Raw genomic sequence first — 18401 nt, 5'->3', positions numbered from 1 at the left:
TTAATCGTTCGAATAAAATAAACGTTAAATTTTTTTGAACGGCGGTAGAATATTCTTCCCCTCTCCATGTATAATAGGCATGATCTTAGTTATGAAAGGAAGTGCCATATCATGAAATTCAGCGAATACACGTATGAGCGTCCGGATATCCAGAAGGTTAAGGAACAATTCCAACAGCTTGTGCAGCAATTCGAGTCTGCAGAACAGCTTTCCGACCAGGAGAAGGTGATGGCCGAAATCAACCATCTTCGCAGCGAAGTCGAATCCATGGGCGAGATCGTGACCATCCGTCATTCCGTCGATACCAATGATGCTTATTATAAAGCTGAACAAGACTACATGGACGAGGTTCGTCCGGTATACCAGGAATACATAACCGATTATTACCGCGCGCTGGTCCATTCGAAGTTCAGATCCGAGCTGGAAGCAAAGTGGGGCAAGCAGATATTCCTGCTGGCGGAAATGGCTTTGAAAGCCTTCAGTCCGGAGATTATCGAAGACCTGCAGCAGGAAAATAAGCTGGCTACCGAATATACCCAGCTGATCGCCTCTGCAAAAATCCCGTTTGAGGGAGAAGAGCGCACGCTGACCCAGCTGACGCCGTTCGAGCTGTCGACGGACCGTGACCTGCGTAAGAGAGCCGCCGAAGCCAGATACCAGTTCATGGCCGAGCATGAAGCGGACTTTGACCGCATTTACGACGATCTCGTCAAAACGCGTACCCGCATGGCCCAAAAGCTTGGATACAAAAATTTCGTCGAACTCGCGTATGCGCGGATGAACCGCACGGATTATAATGCCGACATGGTCGCCAATTTCCGCAAACAGGTTCTCGAACATATCGTTCCTGCCGCCACGAAGCTCAAAGAAAGACAGCGCGCCCGGATCGGCGTCGACAAGCTGTACTTTTACGATGAAAACTTCAGCTTCAAATCCGGCAATGCCGTACCTAAGGGCGACCCGGACTGGATCTTGGAACGCGGGATCAAAATGTATTCCGAACTGGCTCCTGAGATGAATGAATTCTTCACGTTCATGGTCGATAACGGCCTGATGGATCTGGTGAGCAAAAAAGGGAAACAGGGCGGTGGATACTGCACGTTCATCAGCAAATACGGAGCTCCGTTTATCTTCTCGAACTTTAACGGCACCTCCGGCGATATCGACGTGCTGACGCACGAAGCGGGTCATGCGTTCCAGGTATATTCCAGCCGTCATTTCGACATCCCGGAATATCACTGGCCAACGTATGAATCCGCGGAGATACATTCGATGAGCATGGAGTTCTTCACCTGGCCGTGGATGAATCTCTTCTTCGAGGAAGATACGGACAAATATAAATTCGACCATCTGAGCAGCGCGCTGCTGTTCGTACCTTACGGCGTTTCCGTTGACGAGTTCCAGCATTTCGTGTACGAGAATCCGGAAGCGACTCCGGCGGAGCGCAAGAAGGCTTGGCGCGACATCGAGAAGAAATATTTGCCTCACCGTGACCATGGGGAGAATGATTACCTGGAGCGCGGAGGCTTCTGGCAGAAGCAGGGGCATATTTTCCAATCGCCATTCTATTACATCGACTACACGCTGGCCCAGTTGTGCGCATTCCAGTTCTGGAAGCGCATGAACGAAGACTGGAAATCCGCATGGGCAGACTATTTGAAGCTGTGCCAGGCCGGAGGCAGCAAGTCTTTCACAGGCCTCGCCCAATACGCGGGGCTGAAGTCTCCATTCGAAGACGGCTGCGTGGCTTCGGTCATTGGAGAGATCGAAGGCTGGCTGAATCAAGTGGACGATTCAAAACTGTAATTCATAAGACAACGCTTGTCCTTCTTCGAAAGGGCAGGCGTTTTTTCTATGTTATCGAATAATTGCCCAGCCTTCCGAATAGACTTGTCTCACGATGGTTTTACGGAATCGGTCAAGGGAGGTGCAGCAAGCGGATGAAGGATTCAAAGTTTCGGGGAAAAGCAGGCATCACCGGAATCGGAACAAGCATACCGTCATATAAGCTGGTGCAGGGCGACGTATTTCAAAGAATCGAGGAATCTTGTCAAAAGGATTCAGATATCATGCGCTGGGCCCGAAGAATATTCCGGCAGTGCGGCGTCGATACCAGGTATACCTGCGAGCCTGACTTGTTGCTGCCAGCAGGCGTCTGCCGTTACTTGCCAGGCCAAGAAGACCGAGAAGTCCCTTCGACTTCCGAGCGAATGGAGGTGTATCAGAGGGAATCTGTGCCTCTCGCAGCACGGGCGGCAAGGGAAGCGATGGAGGATGCAGGCCTCGCCCCCTCTGGGATCACGCATTTGATTACGGTTAGTTGTACAGGTCAATTTCTACCCGGCTTAGACACCCTATTAACAAAGGAATTGCATCTTTCACCGCGAATTCAGCGTATTCCGCTTACGTTCCAGGGCTGCAGCGCGGGACTGAAGGGAGTGCAGTTGGCTAAAAGCATTGCCGAGAGCAGCGCTGCCTCCCAGGTACTCGTCGTATGCGTCGAGCTGTGCACGATCCATTTTCAGCCTCCGACCTCCAAGGAGAATCTGTTCGGCGCATCCTTTTTCGGTGACGGAGCTTCCGCCTGCATCGTCAGCCCGTTGTCGCCAGGGCAGCGGGATGTCATTCAGCTCGGAGAGGGGAACTCGGTACTTGTTCCCGATTCGGAATCCGAAATGATATGGAAGGTCGGCGATCATGGATTTGACTTGTATTTATCGCCAGCCATCCCCAAGCTGCTCCGGACGTTTCTGGGCGAAGAGGTCAACCGGCTCCTGGCAGAAGATGCGCTCCCTTCTCTTTGGGCAATCCATCCCGGAGGCAGGGGAATCGTGGACTCCGTACAGGACATATTTGGTCTTGACGATGCACAAGTTTCATACAGCCGTGATATTTTGCAGCACTTCGGAAATTTATCGTCGGCAACGATATTATTCGTATGGAAGCGAATGAGGGACGATCTGATGCAGCGGGGGATCGGGCAAGCAGAAGGCGTATCCCTTGCATTCGGTCCGGGGCTGACGGCGGAGCTGCTCTGCTTCTCTTACACGCACAGGGTCCAAGAACCGCTCTCTGCAGGACACGAAGCTGCTTATGTTTAGCCAGCTGAGCCGGCGGGCGGTGAAAGAAGAATACATGGACGACTTCAGCTCAGGCGGAGAGGAATTGACGGTAGCGCTTCGGCATCTCCGCAGGCTTAACCGGATATTCGGTGCCGCAGGCCCGCTGGTAAGCGGCATTCACCAATTATGGCTGCAATCCGGATGCCCGGCAGACCTGCATCTGATGGATATCGGAGCCGGGTCGGGTGAAATCAACAAGCATATTCTTCGCTGGGCAGACCGGACGGGAATCAACATGCAGATTACCTTGGTGGATATGACCGAGGAGGCTTGCATGGAAGCGCGGGGAATATTCAAGAATGAACCCAGGGTGACGGCCGTCAAACGGAATGTGTTCGACATCGGGGAGAAGGCTGCCGACATGGTGATATCCTCTCAATTCCTTCATCATTTTCCGGATGAGCAGCTTTCGCAGGTGACTTGCCAGATGCTGAATAGCTCGCGGTACGGAGTCATCATCAGTGACATTCACCGCCACTGGATCTCCTGGTCGGCTGTATGGCTGACGGCTCATCTGATATCGACGAACCGTTATATTCGCCATGACGGGCCGCTCTCCGTTGCCAAAGGGTTTACGTCAGGTGATTGGATCAAGCTGAGACAAGCGTTGGCTCAGCATGGGAGTTATGATCTTGATTATGCTTGGAAGCCGCTGTTCCGTTATAGCGTGGTGATTTCCAGAAAAGGGGATTAACCGCGTATTAAGCGGGGGAAGGAGGTATCCGTATGCCTGATGCGGTAGTGATCGGGGGCGGACTGGCCGGTAGCAGCTTGGCGATCCGTCTCGCAGCACTTGGCTGGGAAACAATATTGCTGGATCGGCAGATATTTCCCAGGCATAAAGCCTGCGGAGAATTTCTGTCACCGGAAACCCGCGACATATTCAAGGAAATCGGTGTGCATGACCGGCTGGAGGCTCTGAATCCCGGATCGATTGAATGCACCCGTCTTGTTTTCAGGCATGGTGGCGTCGTGGAAGCGAATCTGGATAGACCGGCATGGGGCTTGAGCCGATGGGCTATGGACGACATCTTGCTGGAGGCTGCGGAAGCAGCAGGCGTTAAAGTTCAGACCGGGACGGCCGTCACGAGCATTTCTGCCGAGCCTCAAAACTTCCGGATCACAGCCCGCTCAAAGGGGGCTTCCGAAATACTGCATTCCCGAACCGCCTATGCAGCTTGGGGAGCCCGTCCGCGTATGGAACTTACCGGTAAACCTAAGTCTGAAGCTACTCGGGGCAAGCGAGCATACATCGGATTGAAAGCCCATTTGTCGGGAGTCGATCTTGATCGCACGGTAGAGCTTTACTTTACGCGGGGCGGGTATGTTGGTCTGGCTCCGATCGAGAACGGTTTGGTGAATGTGGCAGGACTGCTTCCGCTGGATCAGGCTAAGGGGCGCGGAGGGTCCATTTACGAGCTGCTGATCGCGGCCGCAGCAGAGAACGGGAAGCTGGGGGAAAGGCTTCGGAAGGGAACGCTTCTCCCGGGTTCGCAGGTTTCTTCGGCCCCCGTTTATTTGTCGGATCGTCCGCAAGGCTGGAGTGACATCCCGCATATCGGGGATGCATGTGCGATGATCCCGCCTTTGTTTGGCGACGGCATGTCGGCCGCGCTCCGTACGGCCCGGATTTGCGCCCGTTATGGAGATCTCTTTCTTCGCGGCGAGATAAGCATGGAGGCGTGGGAACAATTCTACAGCCAGGCGGTGAACGCCGAGTATGCCTCTATTTTGAGATGGGGACGAGTGCTCCATACAGCTGCAAGCATGCCAATCCTACCCCGCTTGTGGACGGCGGGGACCAAGATATTTCCGCGGCTTGGCGGATGGATGGTTCAATCCACCCGGTTGAACGGAAAGATGCCGTTTTTTCAAGGGGAAGAATAATGATGGGCTACCGATTGCTGGCTTTTTGGATTAACCGCCATCCGGGTGTGATTGTGGCATGCTGGACGGCGTTTTTTATTATTTTCGGCTCCTTTTCATCAGGGCTGCCCTCCATCGTAAGCGGTCCGGGTTTAAAACCGGAAGGATCTTCGATTGTCGTGCAGCAGCTGCTTGAGGAACGGGCCGGCATACCGGAAGAACCGATATGGGTCGTTTTTGAACGAAATGATGCCACGAGCGGGAACGAATTTGATAAAGTGATCTCCGATACCTTGAAGAGAATGTCAGACGTCAAGGGCTTACAGTTCGTGCTTTCCCCTCTGAAGCATCCAAATCTGAAATCCGCGAATGCCGCTTATGCGGTTGTTGAAGTCGAACAATCTTCCGAGGGACAGGCATCCGCAATCAGGCACATTCGCAGTCTGCTTCCAGTATCCCCAAGCGTTTCGATCCAATTGACCGGAAAAGGCATCGTTCAAGAGGATGTGAACCGGGCAAGCATGCAGGATTTTAAACGGGTGGAACGAATCGGAATCCCGGTGGCTTTTCTCATCCTGTGGATCGCATTCGGCGGAATACTCTACGCGCTTATTCCGGTTCTGACAGGGCTTGTCACCGTATCGGCTTCAATGGGGATCATGGCGGTGATCGGCAGGGCATATGAACTGGAGTTATCCAATTTTATTCTCAATGTGATTCCGATGACCGGACTTGCGTTAAGTCTGGATTTCGCATTTATCCTCACGAGCCGCTTTAAGGAAGAAATCAAGCAAGGCCATGCGGACACCGCTGTTCGAACAACCCTGTTGACTTCGGGACGAGCGGTCTTTTACTCGGCTGCCTGCGTGATCTGCGGGCTCGTCGCTGTAGCGTTTATCCCCATGCCCATGTTCGTGACCTCCGCGCTGTCGTCCATCGTTGTCGTCTCACTGGCGACCGTGGTCAGCTTGAGTCTGGTGCCCGCCATACTGCGGTTGACTGCTCCCTGGCTGCAGGCGAAGGAAAGAAAAAGTTTATACCCTACATCCAGTTACTTGTTGTGGTCTACCTGGGCGGAGAGGGTCATTCGCAGACCCTTCCGCATGTTCATGGCGGCAGTGGTATGGTTATTAGCGATGCTCATCCCTGCTTTCGGGCTCGCCACATCGGTCCCGGATGCAGGCTCGCTGCCCATCGGATATGAGTCCAGACAAGCTGATGAAACGCTTAAAACTCATTTTCGGCAAAAAGGCACTTCGGACATTTGGCTGGTAATCCGTTCTGTGAACGATTCCTTTTCGGAAGGTGAACGGACGAAGATTTATACGTGGTTAAGCGAGTTGAAGAGTGAACCTCTAGTCCTCAGCGTAAAGACGCCCTTCATGCCCGAGCGGGCCCGGAAGCAAGGAGAAGCGGATGATATGGCCGTCTTTACCGTGACATTAAATGGACCATTGGAATCGGAGGAAGTGGACGAATGGCTGCGAAGCACGGAAAAGGCTGCAGGCCGGACGGGGCTTGACGTTTTGCTGGGAGGTGAAGCGAAGTTTAGGCAGGAAATAAAGGACTCGGTAGCGAATGCCCTGCCCGAAATGATCATTTTTATCGTATTGACCAATTTTGTCGTTTTGTTAATTGCATTTCGATCCATTTTGATCCCTATCAAGGCAATCATCATGAACTTGCTGAGCATTACAGCTTCATTCGGGGTGCTTGTGCTCGTATTTCAAACCGGAATCTTCGGGATGGAACCCGGGCGCATTGCGGTTATGATTCCCGTGTTTGTGTTCGGACTCGTGTTTGGCGTTAGCATGGATTATGGGGTGTTTTTGCTGTCACGTATGTCGGAAGCCTATGAAGAAAGCGGAAATCCGGAGACGGCCATTCGGGAAGGCATGGCTTCCACCGGAAAGCTGATCTCTTCCGCAGCGGCGATCATGATTGCCGTCACGCTGCCGTTTGCTTTTGGAGAGGTTGAAGGCGTCAGGCAATTGGGGGTTGGAATCGCAGCAGCCGTATTCATCGATGCTACACTGATCCGTCTACTGTTGGTCCCGTCGCTGATGAAGCTTCTGGGGCGTTACAATTGGTGGGGTCCGCGCTGGCTTCGTTCGAGCCGCTAAGCCGTCGACCAGTCGCGGGCCTCCTTATATAAGAATATTTATTTTCTAAGCAGCACTTGCTCGATCATATGGTTGGCGCCTTTTTTGATGATCAGCTTGGCGCGCTCCTTGGTCGGCATGATGTTTTCGTGGAGGTTACGGGCATTGATATCCCTCCATATAGTCGATGCAGTTTCAATGGCCTCCGCTTCCGTAAGGGATGCGTATTTGTGGAAATACGAGCGCGGGTCTTGAAACGCCGTGTCGCGAAGCATTTGGTACCGTTCGATATACCAGTCCCGGATATCCTCTTCATCGGCATCGATGTAGATGGAGAAGTCGAAGAAGTCGCTGACGAAGAACGGCTCCTGCGTATTGACCTGCAGTACGTTGATGCCTTCGACAATCAAGATGTCCGGCTGATCCACGATTAAGGTCTGATCATCCAGGATGTCGTAGGCCAGGTGGGAGTACACAGGCACTTCAAGTGCAGGCTCTCCTGATTTGATGCTGCTGATGAAGTGCATGAGCTTGTTAATGTCGTAGCTCTCAGGGAATCCCTTCTTGTTCATGATGCCCTTCGCTTCCAGCACCCGGTTCGGATACAAAAAGCCGTCTGTGGTGACGAGATCGACCTTGGCATGCTCTTTCCAGCGTGATAACAGATTCTGCAGCAGTCTGGCGGTCGTGCTTTTGCCGACGGCTACGCTGCCCGCGATTCCAATGACAAACGGGGCCTTGGGGGCGGGCACACTGAGAAAGCAATTCATCTTGGCTTGCAGCTGCTGGTAGGCAGTGACGTACAAATGAAGCAGGCGGGCAAGAGGGAGATAGACCTTCGTCACCTCCTCGATCGCGATCTTTTCGTTGAGTCCCTTGAGCTTCTCGAATTCTTCTTCTGATAAGGACAAGGAGGGGAGGTCGCGGGACAAGGCCCAGGCGGTTCTGTCGAATTCAAAATATGGAGAATATGTATTGTTCATGATAGGCTCGCTTTCTATCCTGGGCTGATAACCTGCTGCAAAACGGCAGGTTTTTGATAAAATACCGGAAATAGGAGTTTTCTGCATTCGTTTATGTTATATACTGATCAGGAACGGAAAATTCCGCAGTTACTATCTTATCAAATAAAGCGCGCCGGAAAAAGCACAGATTGCTAGGCGGCAGGAAAACGGCAATCGTTCCTTGAAATGTTTAACATCAAGAGTACCGATTATAGACATAGAGACGGGTGAAAAAAGTAGATGGACATTGAAAAGCAAAGATTATCGATTGAAGCGGCCAGACTCTATTACCAGTCGGATTACAGTCAGCAGGATATCGCCGCGCGGCTTGGCGTTTCCCGGCCGACGGTATCCAGATTGCTGCAATTCGCCAAGGAACAGGGCTATGTCAGGATTGACATCGTGGATCCTCACCAAGATTTGGATGTGCTCTCGCGGGAGCTGCAGCAAAAATTCGGACTGGATACGGTACTGGTATGTTATTCGCCGCTGAACACGTATGAAGAAATCAAGAAGCATATTACGAAGCTGACGGCGGATTACCTGTACGAGACGATACAGGATAAAGATATTATAGGCGTGACTTGGGGGACGACGATGCATGCGGTTGCCATGCAGCTGCAGCCGAAGAGCGTCAAAGGTGTAGAAGTCGTCCAGCTGAAAGGCGGCGTCAGCCATTCTCATGTCAATACGTATGCTGCGGATACCGTCAATTTATTCGCAGAAGCTTATCAGACGGTCGCCAGGTACCTGCCGCTGCCCGTCATTTTCGACAATATCGCGCTTAAACGCATCGTGGAAGAGGACAGGCACATCAACCGGATCATCGAACTCGGAAAACAGGCCAACATTGCGGTGTTCACGGTAGGTACTGTGAAGGAGGACGCGCTGCTGTTCCGGCTGGGTTACTTCAACGAGGCTGAGCAGAAGCTTCTGAAGAAGAACGGGGCGGGAGATATTTGCTCGAGATTCTTCGATAAGGACGGGAACATTTGCAGCGAGGAGATTAACAACAGAACGGTAGGGATCGACCTGTACGAGCTTCGCAAGAAAGAGAAATCCATTCTTGTGGCCGGCGGGCAGCGTAAGGTCGAAGCCATTCAGGCTGCGCTTGCAGGCAAATATGCGAATATCCTCGTTACCGATCAATTTACGGCGCAGGCCTTGCTTTCTTAAATATAGAAAAATCTGTCATAGGCACATATGGCAGATTTTTTTTGTGCAAAATAGCCGGAGCGATGCTTCACAAATCGTTCATGAACATAATTTCATAACCGTGTTTACATATGTTCAAGCGAGTGATATGATATTTCTGCAAAGCGAAATAGAATGATGTGAAGCTCGACAATGCTTGCGTTCGTTCTACGCGTAAACCTTTTCAATTCATTGAAATTGGATAAATAAAGGGTAACCGAATATCGAAGGAGATGACATGATGACAAATCTTGCGGGTATGATCGATCATACGCTGCTGCGTGCAGATGCAACGAAAAGTGAAATTGCCAAATTGACGGAAGAAGCAAAAAAATACGAGTTTGCTTCTGTTTGCGTGAACCCAACTTGGGTGAAATACGCTGCTGAACAATTGAACGGCACCAAAGTTAAGGTATGTACTGTTATCGGTTTTCCTCTGGGAGCGACGACTTCCGCTGTGAAAGCATTTGAAGTCAAAGACGCGATTGCCAATGGCGCAACTGAGGTGGATATGGTCATTAACATCGGTGCTTTGAAAGACAAGCAGGACGATGTGGTGGAAAATGACATTAAAGCAGTAGTTGAAGCCGCTAAAGGAAAAGCGCTCGTGAAAGTCATTATTGAAACTTGCCTGTTGACGGACGAAGAAAAGGAACGCGCAAGCCGTTTGTCGGTTCAAGCCGGTGCCGACTTCGTGAAAACGTCTACCGGATTCTCCACTGGCGGGGCAACACCTGAAGACGTTCGCCTGATGCGTCAAACGGTTGGTCCGAATGTCGGCGTTAAAGCTTCCGGCGGCGTGCGCAGCCTGGAAGACATGAATGCCATGATCGAAGCAGGAGCAACAAGAATCGGAGCCAGCTCTGGAGTCAAGATTATGGAAGGCGGCCAATCTACGGCTTCTTACTAATCATAAGAAGCGCTGAAACGGCAGCAAAAGCGGGAGACTCATATTCGTAGTTTCCGCTTTTCTATGAAAGCCGTGGAAGCGCTTCATGAATGCTTTTCAAAACAATACAACTGGGGAGACAGCCATGAAATTTTTGATTGCGATATTAGGATTACTCGTCGTGTTTGCACTGTCTTTTGTGGCCAGCAACAACAAGCGCGGTATTCGTTATCGCCCGATTATCGTAATGATTGTCCTGCAGCTTATTCTGGCGTATTTTCTCCTGAATACGGTTGTCGGTACCGTTCTGATCAAGGGATTTTCCGATGTATTTAACAATTTGCTTACGTATGCGTCCGAAGGCATTAATTTCGTCTTTGGCGGCATTGCGAACGAAGGGCAGGCTCCGTTCTTCCTGAACGTGCTGCTGCCGATTATCTTCATTTCAGCTTTGATCGGGATTCTGCAGTACATCAAGGTTCTTCCGATTATCATTCGTTTCATTGGATTGGTTCTCAGCAAAGTCAACGGCATGGGTAAACTGGAATCATACAACGCCGTGGCCTCCGCGATCCTGGGTCAATCCGAAGTGTTCATTTCCGTAAAGAAACAAATCGGGCAGCTGCCGAAGCACCGTTTGTACACGCTTTGTGCTTCCGCCATGTCCACCGTGTCGATGTCGATCGTCGGCGCTTACATGACCATGATCGATCCGAAGTACGTCGTAACGGCATTGGTACTGAACCTGTTCGGCGGCTTCATTATTTCTTCGATCCTGAACCCTTACAAAGTGACTCCCGAAGAGGATAAGCTGGAGGTTCAGGAAGAGCAGGAGAAGCAGTCTTTCTTCGAGATGCTCGGCGAGTACATCATGGACGGCTTCAAGGTAGCAATCACGGTTGCGGCCATGCTGATCGGCTTCGTTGCGTTGATCGCGATGATCAATGGCATCTTCAACGGTATCTTCGGTATTTCGTTCCAGGAACTTCTCGGTTACGTCTTCGCGCCGTTTGCATTCGTTATGGGCGTGCCATGGAAGGAAGCCGTCGATGCAGGCAGCATCATGGCTACCAAAATGGTATCCAACGAATTTGTGGCCATGCTGGATCTTGGCAAAATGGCTTTGTCTGCGCGTGCGACAGGAATCGTGTCGATCTTCCTCGTGTCTTTCGCGAACTTCTCCTCCATCGGCATTATCGCCGGTGCCGTCAAAGGTTTGCATGAGAAGCAGGGGAACGTGGTTGCCCGTTTCGGACTCAAGCTGCTTTATGGCGCTACGCTTGTCAGCGTGTTGTCCGCAACGCTCGCCGGCCTGTTTCTATAATCGCATAGCATGAGTTATACTCTAAACGGAGGAGTGATAAATAATGGCAGAATTTAAACGTGTGCACTTGATAGTGATGGACTCGGTCGGTATCGGTGAAGCTCCCGATGCCGCTCAGTTTGATGATTTTGATGTGGATACATTCGGACATATCGCAAGAGAGCGCGGAGGTCTGAAGATGCCGAACATGGGCAAGCTGGGACTTTCCAACATCCGCGAAATCCAAGGGATCGAGAAGGCGGCTCAGCCGATGGCATACTACACCAAGATGCAGGAGAAATCCGCAGGTAAGGATACGATGACGGGCCACTGGGAAATCATGGGCCTCTACATCGATACGCCATTCCGCGTGTTCCCGGACGGATTCCCTGACGAGCTGATTCAGCGCATCGAGGAAAAGACCGGACGCAAGGTGATCGGCAACAAGCCGGCAAGCGGAACGGAAATCCTGGATGAGCTGGGCGAAGAGCAGATGAAGACCGGAGCGCTGATCGTCTACACGTCTGCAGACTCCGTGCTGCAGATTGCAGCTCATGAGGATGTCATTCCTCTGAAAGAGCTGTATGAAATTTGCGAATTCTGCCGAGAAATCACGCTGGAAGATCCGTACATGCTGGGACGTATTATTGCCCGCCCTTATGTCGGTGAGCCAGGGGCTTTCAAACGCACGCCGAATCGTCATGACTACGCCCTGAAGCCTTTCAACCGCACGGTAATGAGCGAGCTGAAGGATGCGGACTTCGACGTGATCGCCATCGGCAAAATTTCCGATATTTATGATGGGGAAGGGGTCACCAAAGCGATCCGTACCGCATCCAACATGGACGGCATGGACAAATTGATCTCCACCATGGACGAGGACTTTACCGGTCTCAGCTTCCTCAACCTGGTTGACTTTGACGCTTTGTACGGTCATCGCCGCGACCCGCAGGGATATGCGCAGGCACTGGAAGATTATGATGCGCGTCTGCCGGAGGTGTTCGCAAAAATGACGGATGAGGATCTTCTGATCATCACCGCAGATCACGGTAACGACCCGACGTATCGCGGAACCGACCATACCCGTGAATACGTGCCGCTTCTCGTCTATTCTCCACGCTTCAAGAAGGGCGGCAGCGAGCTGGCGCTTCGCAATACGTTCGCTGACCTTGGCGCAACGGTAGCCGATAACTTCGGCGTGAAAATGCCTGAATACGGCACAAGCTTCCTTAACGACTTGAAATAAAACCTATCATCAACCTTATACCTGTCAGGAGGACAATCAATGAGCACTCATATTGGAGCAAAAGCAGAAGATATCGCGGAAACGATCCTATTGCCTGGAGATCCGCTTCGGGCAAAATTCATCGCTGAAACATATTTGCAGGACGTAACCTGCTACAACGAAGTCAGAGGCATGCTCGGCTTCACGGGAACATACAAAGGCAAGCGCATTTCTGTGCAAGGAACAGGCATGGGTATTCCGTCCACCAGCATTTATGTGAATGAATTGATCAGCCAGTACGGTGTGAAAAATTTGATGCGCGTCGGTACTTGCGGCGGTATGCAAAAAGACGTGCATGTGCGCGACGTGATCCTGGCCCAGGCCGCCTGCACAGACTCCGGCTCGAACCGCCACTATTTCGGCGGATACGACTTCTCGCCAATCGCCAGCTTCAACCTGCTGAAAACCGCTTATGAAAAAGGCGTGGAAAAAGGCCTGAAGCTGCATGTCGGCAACGTATTCAGCTCCGATATTTTCTATCGCGACGACAAATCCGTTGTGGAGAAATTGATGGCGCACGGCATTTTGGGGATCGAAATGGAAACGACAGCCCTGTACACATTGGCTGCCAAATTCGGCGTGAACGCACTGACGCTCCTTACCGTAAGTGATCACTTGCTGACAGGCGAAGAGACAAGTGCAGAAGAACGTCAAACCACATTCAACGAGATGATGGAAGTGGCTCTCGAAACCGCGATTACCCTGTAAAAGAATCCATAAATTTTGAAAGTGAGGCATTGCATCCATGAGAATGGTCGACTTGATTGAAAAGAAACGTGACGGCGGAGAATTGACAACAGAAGAAATCAATTTCATCATAGAAGGCTATACCAAAGGTGATATTCCGGATTACCAGGTCAGTGCCTTGGCTATGGCAATATTCTTCAAAGACATGACCCAGCGCGAACGCGCGGACTTGACGATGGCCATCGTGAACTCTGGCGATACGATTGACTTGTCCGAAATCGAGGGCGTGAAGGTTGATAAGCACTCGACGGGTGGGGTAGGCGATACGACAACTCTGGTGCTGGCACCCCTGGTTGCAGCGCTCGACATCCCGGTAGCCAAAATGTCCGGCCGCGGCCTGGGCCACACCGGCGGAACGATCGACAAGCTCGAATCCATCGAAGGCTTCCACGTGGAAATCGAACGCGAAGAGTTCGTGAACCTGGTCAATAAACATAAGATCGCGGTCATCGGTCAAACCGGCAACCTGACACCTGCGGACAAGAAGCTCTACGCTTTGCGCGACGTAACGGGTACGGTCGACTCCATTTCCTTGATCGCAAGCTCCATCATGAGCAAGAAAATTGCTGCGGGCTCCGACGCGATCGTGCTTGACGTGAAAACAGGCGCCGGCGCATTCATGAAAACCGTGGACGATGCCAAAGAACTGGCACATGCCATGGTGAGCATCGGCAACAACGTGGGCCGCAAAACGATGGCGGTGATCTCCGACATGAGCCAGCCGCTTGGCCTTGCAATCGGCAATTCCCTGGAAGTGAAAGAAGCGATCGACACGCTAAAAGGCGAGGGACCGAAGGATCTGGAAGAGCTGTGCATGGCGCTTGGACGCCAAATGGTATTCCTGGCGAACAAAGCAAGCTCCCTCGAAGAAGCGGAGAACATGCTGAAGGAAGTTATCCGCAACGGCAAGGCGCTTGAGAAATTCAAGGAGTTCATTCAGAATCAGGGCGGAAATCCTGATGTTGTGGATCATCCTGAGAAATTGCCTCAAGCCCAGTACCTCATCGAAGTTCCAGCCAAGGAAGATGGCGTCGTTGCCGAGATCGTGGCGGACGAAATTGGAACAGCAGCCATGCTGCTTGGCGCCGGTCGCGCGACTAAAGAGTCCGAAATCGATTTGGCTGTGGGCCTTATGCTCAACAAAAAAATCGGCGATTCCGTGAAAAAGGGCGATTCGCTCGTGACGATTCATGCCAACCGCGAAAATGTGGATGATGTGATGAACAAAATTTACGAAAACATCCGCATCGCCGATCATGCCGAAGCACCAGTACTGGTACACGGCATCATCACGGAGTAACCTTCACATATAAAGGGTATACGAAAAGGCCGGCCGCTCATCTGTTGAGCGGCCGGCCTTTTAAGCGTTTGGAAGATCAAAAAAGGATTGAAGCCGTTACCGGCCCTCAATCCTTTCTCAAAGGTTATGGATAATTACGCTGTTCTCCAATCCGGAATCGTGGAGAGTACATCATAATAGCTATCGGAAGCACCTACTGCTACAAGGGCAATGACTACGATCAGAATAATGATGCCGTATAAGGCTGTTCCGCAGATTCCGCATACCAGGCCGCCGATGGCAAGTCCGCGTCCGCCTTCATTTCTTCTCTTGATCTCCTTGAAGGCAAGCGTCGCGAGCACAATGGCGATGATACCGAGAATAAAGCCTACATAAGGAATGATAAGGCTAAGAATGCCGAGCACAAGGGCTCCCGTGGCCTTTCCGTTCGTCTTCTGCGGCTGCATAGGCGGCATTTGCTGAAACTGGTTAAACTGTTGTCCCGATGAATATGGATCCAAAGGTCTGTTCCTCCTCAAATAACATACTTTATGTATAAAAGATATCAAACATACAGCATTATTATACCCAGAAATAAGGAGATTGACTATGCAAAAAACCAATTTTAATTCGACATTTTTTTCACGAGGCATCATACCGTCCTTTTCAAGATGCGATAAAGCTGATTCTCAAAAGCTTTTGCGCAGCTCGGAAGGCGAAATATGCTTATACTTCTTAAAAGAACGGCTGAAGTAATAGATATCCTTGAATCCGGTAGATAAGGCGATTTCCGAGATGTTCATCCGTGAATTACGCAGCAAATACTCCGATTTGTTGATGCGCAGCGTATTGATGTAGTCCATGACGGTACGCCCAGTTAGCTCCTTGAACAACCTGCTAAAATGGAAGCGGCTGAGGCCCGCAAGTCCTGACAGAAGGTCGATAGTCAGATCATCCTGATAATGGTCTTCGATGAATTGGAATACGGGCGTGAACCTTTCCAGGTTTTTCAGGCGCAGCTGGTGATCCTCCATAGTCATTTTATGGGTCCCGTATCGGCGCAGCAGGATCGTAATGATCCGGTACAGGTAGGATTTGATCGACAGCTCATATCCCAGCTCACGCTGGCTCAGCTCGTGGATGAGCGAGGAGATGCAGCTTATAATTTCGTCATCCCCGGATATTTTGCTGGCGAACAGAATCCGGTTTTGCGTAATCGGCGTAATGAACTTGGTTTCGATGGCATCCAGGGAGTGGCTGTGCAGCAGCTTAATATCCACGATCATCGCATAATAGACCAAATCATCGCATCGGCTGACGCCGTAATGGAGATCGTTGCTGTTCACGACCACGAGATCACCCTCGGACACTTCATAGGGAACCGAGTTCAGTTCAACCATGGCGGAGCCTTTGGTAAAATATAAAAATTCCATGTGGTTATGCCAGTGATGGTTGAACAGCGTCTTTCCGTGTTCATTCGAGGTACAATAATGCACCTTGATGGGAAAGAAGCGATCTGGCATATCCATCGGTTCCTGGAGGGAAGGGGGTCTTTCCATAACTGTCACCTCTAAATCGCACAATTGTCTAAATAAAGAGCAAGGCTCTGCATGGCGGACTTTCTTATAAATATTATAATTCAATATGTAGAAACACAAAAGGATGACTCAAAGGAGAGTTGAATACGAATGAGCAAAGTTAGAGTGGGCATTATCGGAGCAGGCTCCATTTCAGAATCACACATGAATTCGTATCAGAACAACCCGGATGCAGAAATCGTGGCCATTTGCGATTTGAAAGAAGATAGAGCGAAGGCGGCAGCACAGAAATACGGCGCCAAGCACACATATACCGATTACAAGGAACTGCTGGCGAACCCGGAAATTGATGCGGTCAGCATCTGCACCTGGAACAATACGCATGCAGAAATCAGCATCGCCGCCATCCAGGCCGGCAAGCATGTATTGGTTGAGAAACCGCTCTGCCGCAGCGTAGAGGAAGCGTTACATATTCAAAAAACCGTTCGCGATAGCGACAAATTGCTTCAGGTTGGCTTCGTGCGCCGTTACGATCCAAACATCGGACTGCTTCAAAGCTTTATCGACAAGGATGAGTTCGGCGAGCTGTACTACGCCAAAGCTTCGATCCTTCGCCGCTTGGGCAATCCGGGAGGCTGGTTCGCGGACAAGGAACGTTCCGGCGGCGGTCCGCTGATCGATATCGGTGTACACGTCATCGACCTGTGCTGGTATATGCTTGGCAGACCGAAAGTGAAATCGGTTTCAGGCAATGTATACAACAAGCTCGGCAACCGTTCGAACGTCAAGCATCTGTCTTTTTATAAAGCAGCGGATTATGATGCCAGCAAGAATACCGTCGAGGACTTGGCTAACGCCCTGATCCGGTTTGAAAACGGTGCTTCGCTCATGGTGGACGTCAGCTTCTCTCTGCATGCCAAGAAGGATGAAACGGCCGTGAAGATTTTCGGAACGAAGGGCGGTTTTGAAATCGATCCTGCTCTGATCATCGTCACGGAGAAGAACGACGTCATGCTCAATATCGAGCCGCAAATCGACAATAAAGGGTTCAACTTCGCTGCGGCGTTCCAGAACGAAATCGACCAGTTCATTCTGAACGTCCAAAATAACAGAGAGCCAATCAGTCCTGTAGAAGATGGTCTCGAGCTCATGAAAATGCTGACGGCGATTTATGAATCTGCTGAAAAAGGGGTGGAAATCCAGCTATGAAAATCGGAGTAAGCACGTACAGTCTATTCCGTCCGATCCATGCCGGCGAAATTACGGTGCTGGACGCGATCGAAAGAATCGCAGAAATGGGCGGAGAGCATGTTGAAATCGTACCGATCGGGTATACATTAACGGATAATCCGGAATTAGTGGATCAAATTGTCGCCAAGGCCAAGGAAGTGGGCATTGAGATTTCGAATTATGCCATTTACGCCAACTTCGGCGTTGATACGGATGAAGAAATGGCTAATGAAATCAAACGCGTCAAAAAAGAAGTCGATATCGCGGCCCGGCTTGGCGTAAAGCTGATGCGCCATGACGTGGCTGGTCGTAAGGATACTTCGATCAAGCAGTTCAACAGTGAGGTTGGACGACTGGCCGAAGCATGCCGCCAAATCGCGGACTATGCCGTACAATACGGCATTACGACAAGCGTGGAGAATCACGGTTACTACATCCAGGCAAGCGATCGCGTGCAAACGCTCGTGCAAGCTGTAGATCGTCCGAATTTCAAAACGACGCTCGACGTAGGCAACTTCATGTGCGTTGACGAGGATCCCGTGGTGGCGGTACAGAAAAATCTGCCTTTTGCTTCGATTGTGCATATCAAGGACTTCTACCTGCGCCCTGCAGCGCAAAACCCGGGAGAAGGCTGGTTCAAAACTGCCAGCGGCAATTATCTGAGAGGCGCTATTGCCGGTCATGGCGACATCAATCTGCGTGAGTCCATCCGTGCGATCAAAGAGTCCGGATTTGACGGCTACCTGTCGATTGAATTCGAGGGCATGGAAGATGCTTACCAGGGAACCCGAATCGGTATGGATAACGTCAAGCGCTTTTGGGACGAAGTATAATACAAGGGA

Annotated in this window: 16 protein-coding genes; 13 read left to right on the top strand and 3 right to left on the bottom strand. The window is 51.0% G+C overall.

The genetic code is table 11. The features are described 5' to 3' along the window. The first annotated feature begins 108 nt into the window (after positions 1-108). From ACTHPM_RS06520 to ACTHPM_RS06500, 5 genes are all read left to right on the top strand, one after another. Positions 109-1806 (top strand): M3 family oligoendopeptidase, encoded by a 1698-nt coding sequence (locus ACTHPM_RS06520; protein ID WP_440395366.1) that lies wholly within the window; start codon positions 109-111, stop codon positions 1804-1806. 134 nt (positions 1807-1940) lie between these two features. Then, a complete protein-coding gene (locus ACTHPM_RS06515) occupies positions 1941-3101 on the top strand; it encodes a type III polyketide synthase (protein ID WP_440394383.1) in 1161 nt (386 codons plus the stop codon). Then, the gene (locus tag ACTHPM_RS06510; RefSeq protein WP_440394382.1) at positions 3094-3816 is read left to right on the top strand and encodes an SAM-dependent methyltransferase; all 723 of its coding nucleotides are present in this window, start codon (positions 3094-3096) and stop codon (positions 3814-3816) included. Before ACTHPM_RS06515 ends, ACTHPM_RS06510 begins: the two co-directional genes overlap by 8 nt. A 32-nt stretch (positions 3817-3848) precedes the next feature. Further along, a complete protein-coding gene (locus ACTHPM_RS06505) occupies positions 3849-5009 on the top strand; it encodes an NAD(P)/FAD-dependent oxidoreductase (protein WP_440394381.1) in 1161 nt (386 codons plus the stop codon). A gap of 2 nt (positions 5010-5011) precedes the next feature. After that, positions 5012-7111 carry an MMPL family transporter gene (locus ACTHPM_RS06500; protein WP_440394380.1) on the top strand — a complete coding sequence of 700 codons (2100 nt, stop codon included), beginning with the start codon at positions 5012-5014 and terminating at the stop codon, positions 7109-7111. 38 nt (positions 7112-7149) lie between these two features. Here ACTHPM_RS06500 and coaA read toward each other — a convergent pair whose 3' ends face one another. Beyond that, positions 7150-8073: a type I pantothenate kinase gene (coaA, locus tag ACTHPM_RS06495; RefSeq protein WP_440394379.1), complete on the bottom strand. Its 924-nt coding sequence runs from the start codon at positions 8071-8073 to the stop codon at positions 7150-7152. Between the two features lie 261 nt (positions 8074-8334). On the opposite strand from coaA, the gene ACTHPM_RS06490 reads away from it, so the two are divergent. The 6 genes from ACTHPM_RS06490 (at position 8335) to ACTHPM_RS06465 (ending at position 14812) form a co-directional block, all read left to right on the top strand. Further along, positions 8335-9270: a sugar-binding transcriptional regulator gene (locus tag ACTHPM_RS06490; protein WP_440394378.1), complete on the top strand. Its 936-nt coding sequence runs from the start codon at positions 8335-8337 to the stop codon at positions 9268-9270. Positions 9271-9526: 256 nt separating this feature from the next. Continuing rightward, positions 9527-10198 (top strand): deoxyribose-phosphate aldolase, encoded by a 672-nt coding sequence (gene deoC / locus ACTHPM_RS06485; RefSeq protein WP_440394377.1) that lies wholly within the window; start codon positions 9527-9529, stop codon positions 10196-10198. 124 nt (positions 10199-10322) lie between these two features. Further along, on the top strand, positions 10323-11501 hold the full coding sequence (locus ACTHPM_RS06480) for a NupC/NupG family nucleoside CNT transporter (RefSeq protein ID WP_440394376.1): 1179 nt from the start codon (positions 10323-10325) through the stop codon (positions 11499-11501). Positions 11502-11541: 40 nt separating this feature from the next. Further along, the gene (deoB, locus tag ACTHPM_RS06475) at positions 11542-12726 is read left to right on the top strand and encodes a phosphopentomutase (RefSeq protein WP_440395365.1); all 1185 of its coding nucleotides are present in this window, start codon (positions 11542-11544) and stop codon (positions 12724-12726) included. A gap of 39 nt (positions 12727-12765) precedes the next feature. After that, the gene (gene deoD, locus ACTHPM_RS06470; RefSeq protein WP_440394375.1) at positions 12766-13473 is read left to right on the top strand and encodes a purine-nucleoside phosphorylase; all 708 of its coding nucleotides are present in this window, start codon (positions 12766-12768) and stop codon (positions 13471-13473) included. 37 nt (positions 13474-13510) lie between these two features. Further along, on the top strand, positions 13511-14812 hold the full coding sequence (locus ACTHPM_RS06465) for a pyrimidine-nucleoside phosphorylase (protein ID WP_440394374.1): 1302 nt from the start codon (positions 13511-13513) through the stop codon (positions 14810-14812). 134 nt (positions 14813-14946) lie between these two features. Here the strand turns inward: ACTHPM_RS06465 and ACTHPM_RS06460 are convergent, their stop codons facing one another. After that, positions 14947-15312, bottom strand: coding sequence for a DUF4190 domain-containing protein (locus tag ACTHPM_RS06460; RefSeq protein WP_440394373.1), 366 nt, complete (start codon positions 15310-15312; stop codon positions 14947-14949). A gap of 168 nt (positions 15313-15480) precedes the next feature. Then, positions 15481-16314 carry a helix-turn-helix domain-containing protein gene (locus tag ACTHPM_RS06455; protein WP_440394372.1) on the bottom strand — a complete coding sequence of 278 codons (834 nt, stop codon included), beginning with the start codon at positions 16312-16314 and terminating at the stop codon, positions 15481-15483. Between the two features lie 165 nt (positions 16315-16479). Here ACTHPM_RS06455 and ACTHPM_RS06450 point away from each other — a divergent pair, with 165 nt between their 5' ends. Together ACTHPM_RS06450 and ACTHPM_RS06445 are read left to right on the top strand one after the other, a co-directional pair. Beyond that, positions 16480-17538, top strand: coding sequence for a Gfo/Idh/MocA family protein (locus tag ACTHPM_RS06450; protein ID WP_440394371.1), 1059 nt, complete (start codon positions 16480-16482; stop codon positions 17536-17538). Next, the gene (locus tag ACTHPM_RS06445) at positions 17535-18392 is read left to right on the top strand and encodes a sugar phosphate isomerase/epimerase family protein (RefSeq protein WP_440394370.1); all 858 of its coding nucleotides are present in this window, start codon (positions 17535-17537) and stop codon (positions 18390-18392) included. The genes ACTHPM_RS06450 and ACTHPM_RS06445 overlap by 4 nt, the downstream gene beginning before the upstream one ends. Positions 18393-18401: the final 9 nt, after the last annotated feature.

The sequence above is a fragment of the Paenibacillus sp. SAFN-054 genome (genome assembly GCF_051966755.1).
Lineage (GTDB): Bacteria > Bacillota > Bacilli > Paenibacillales > Paenibacillaceae > Paenibacillus_AQ.
Note: the sequence above shows the minus strand (reverse complement) of the source record. Positions and strands in the feature narration are given on the sequence as shown.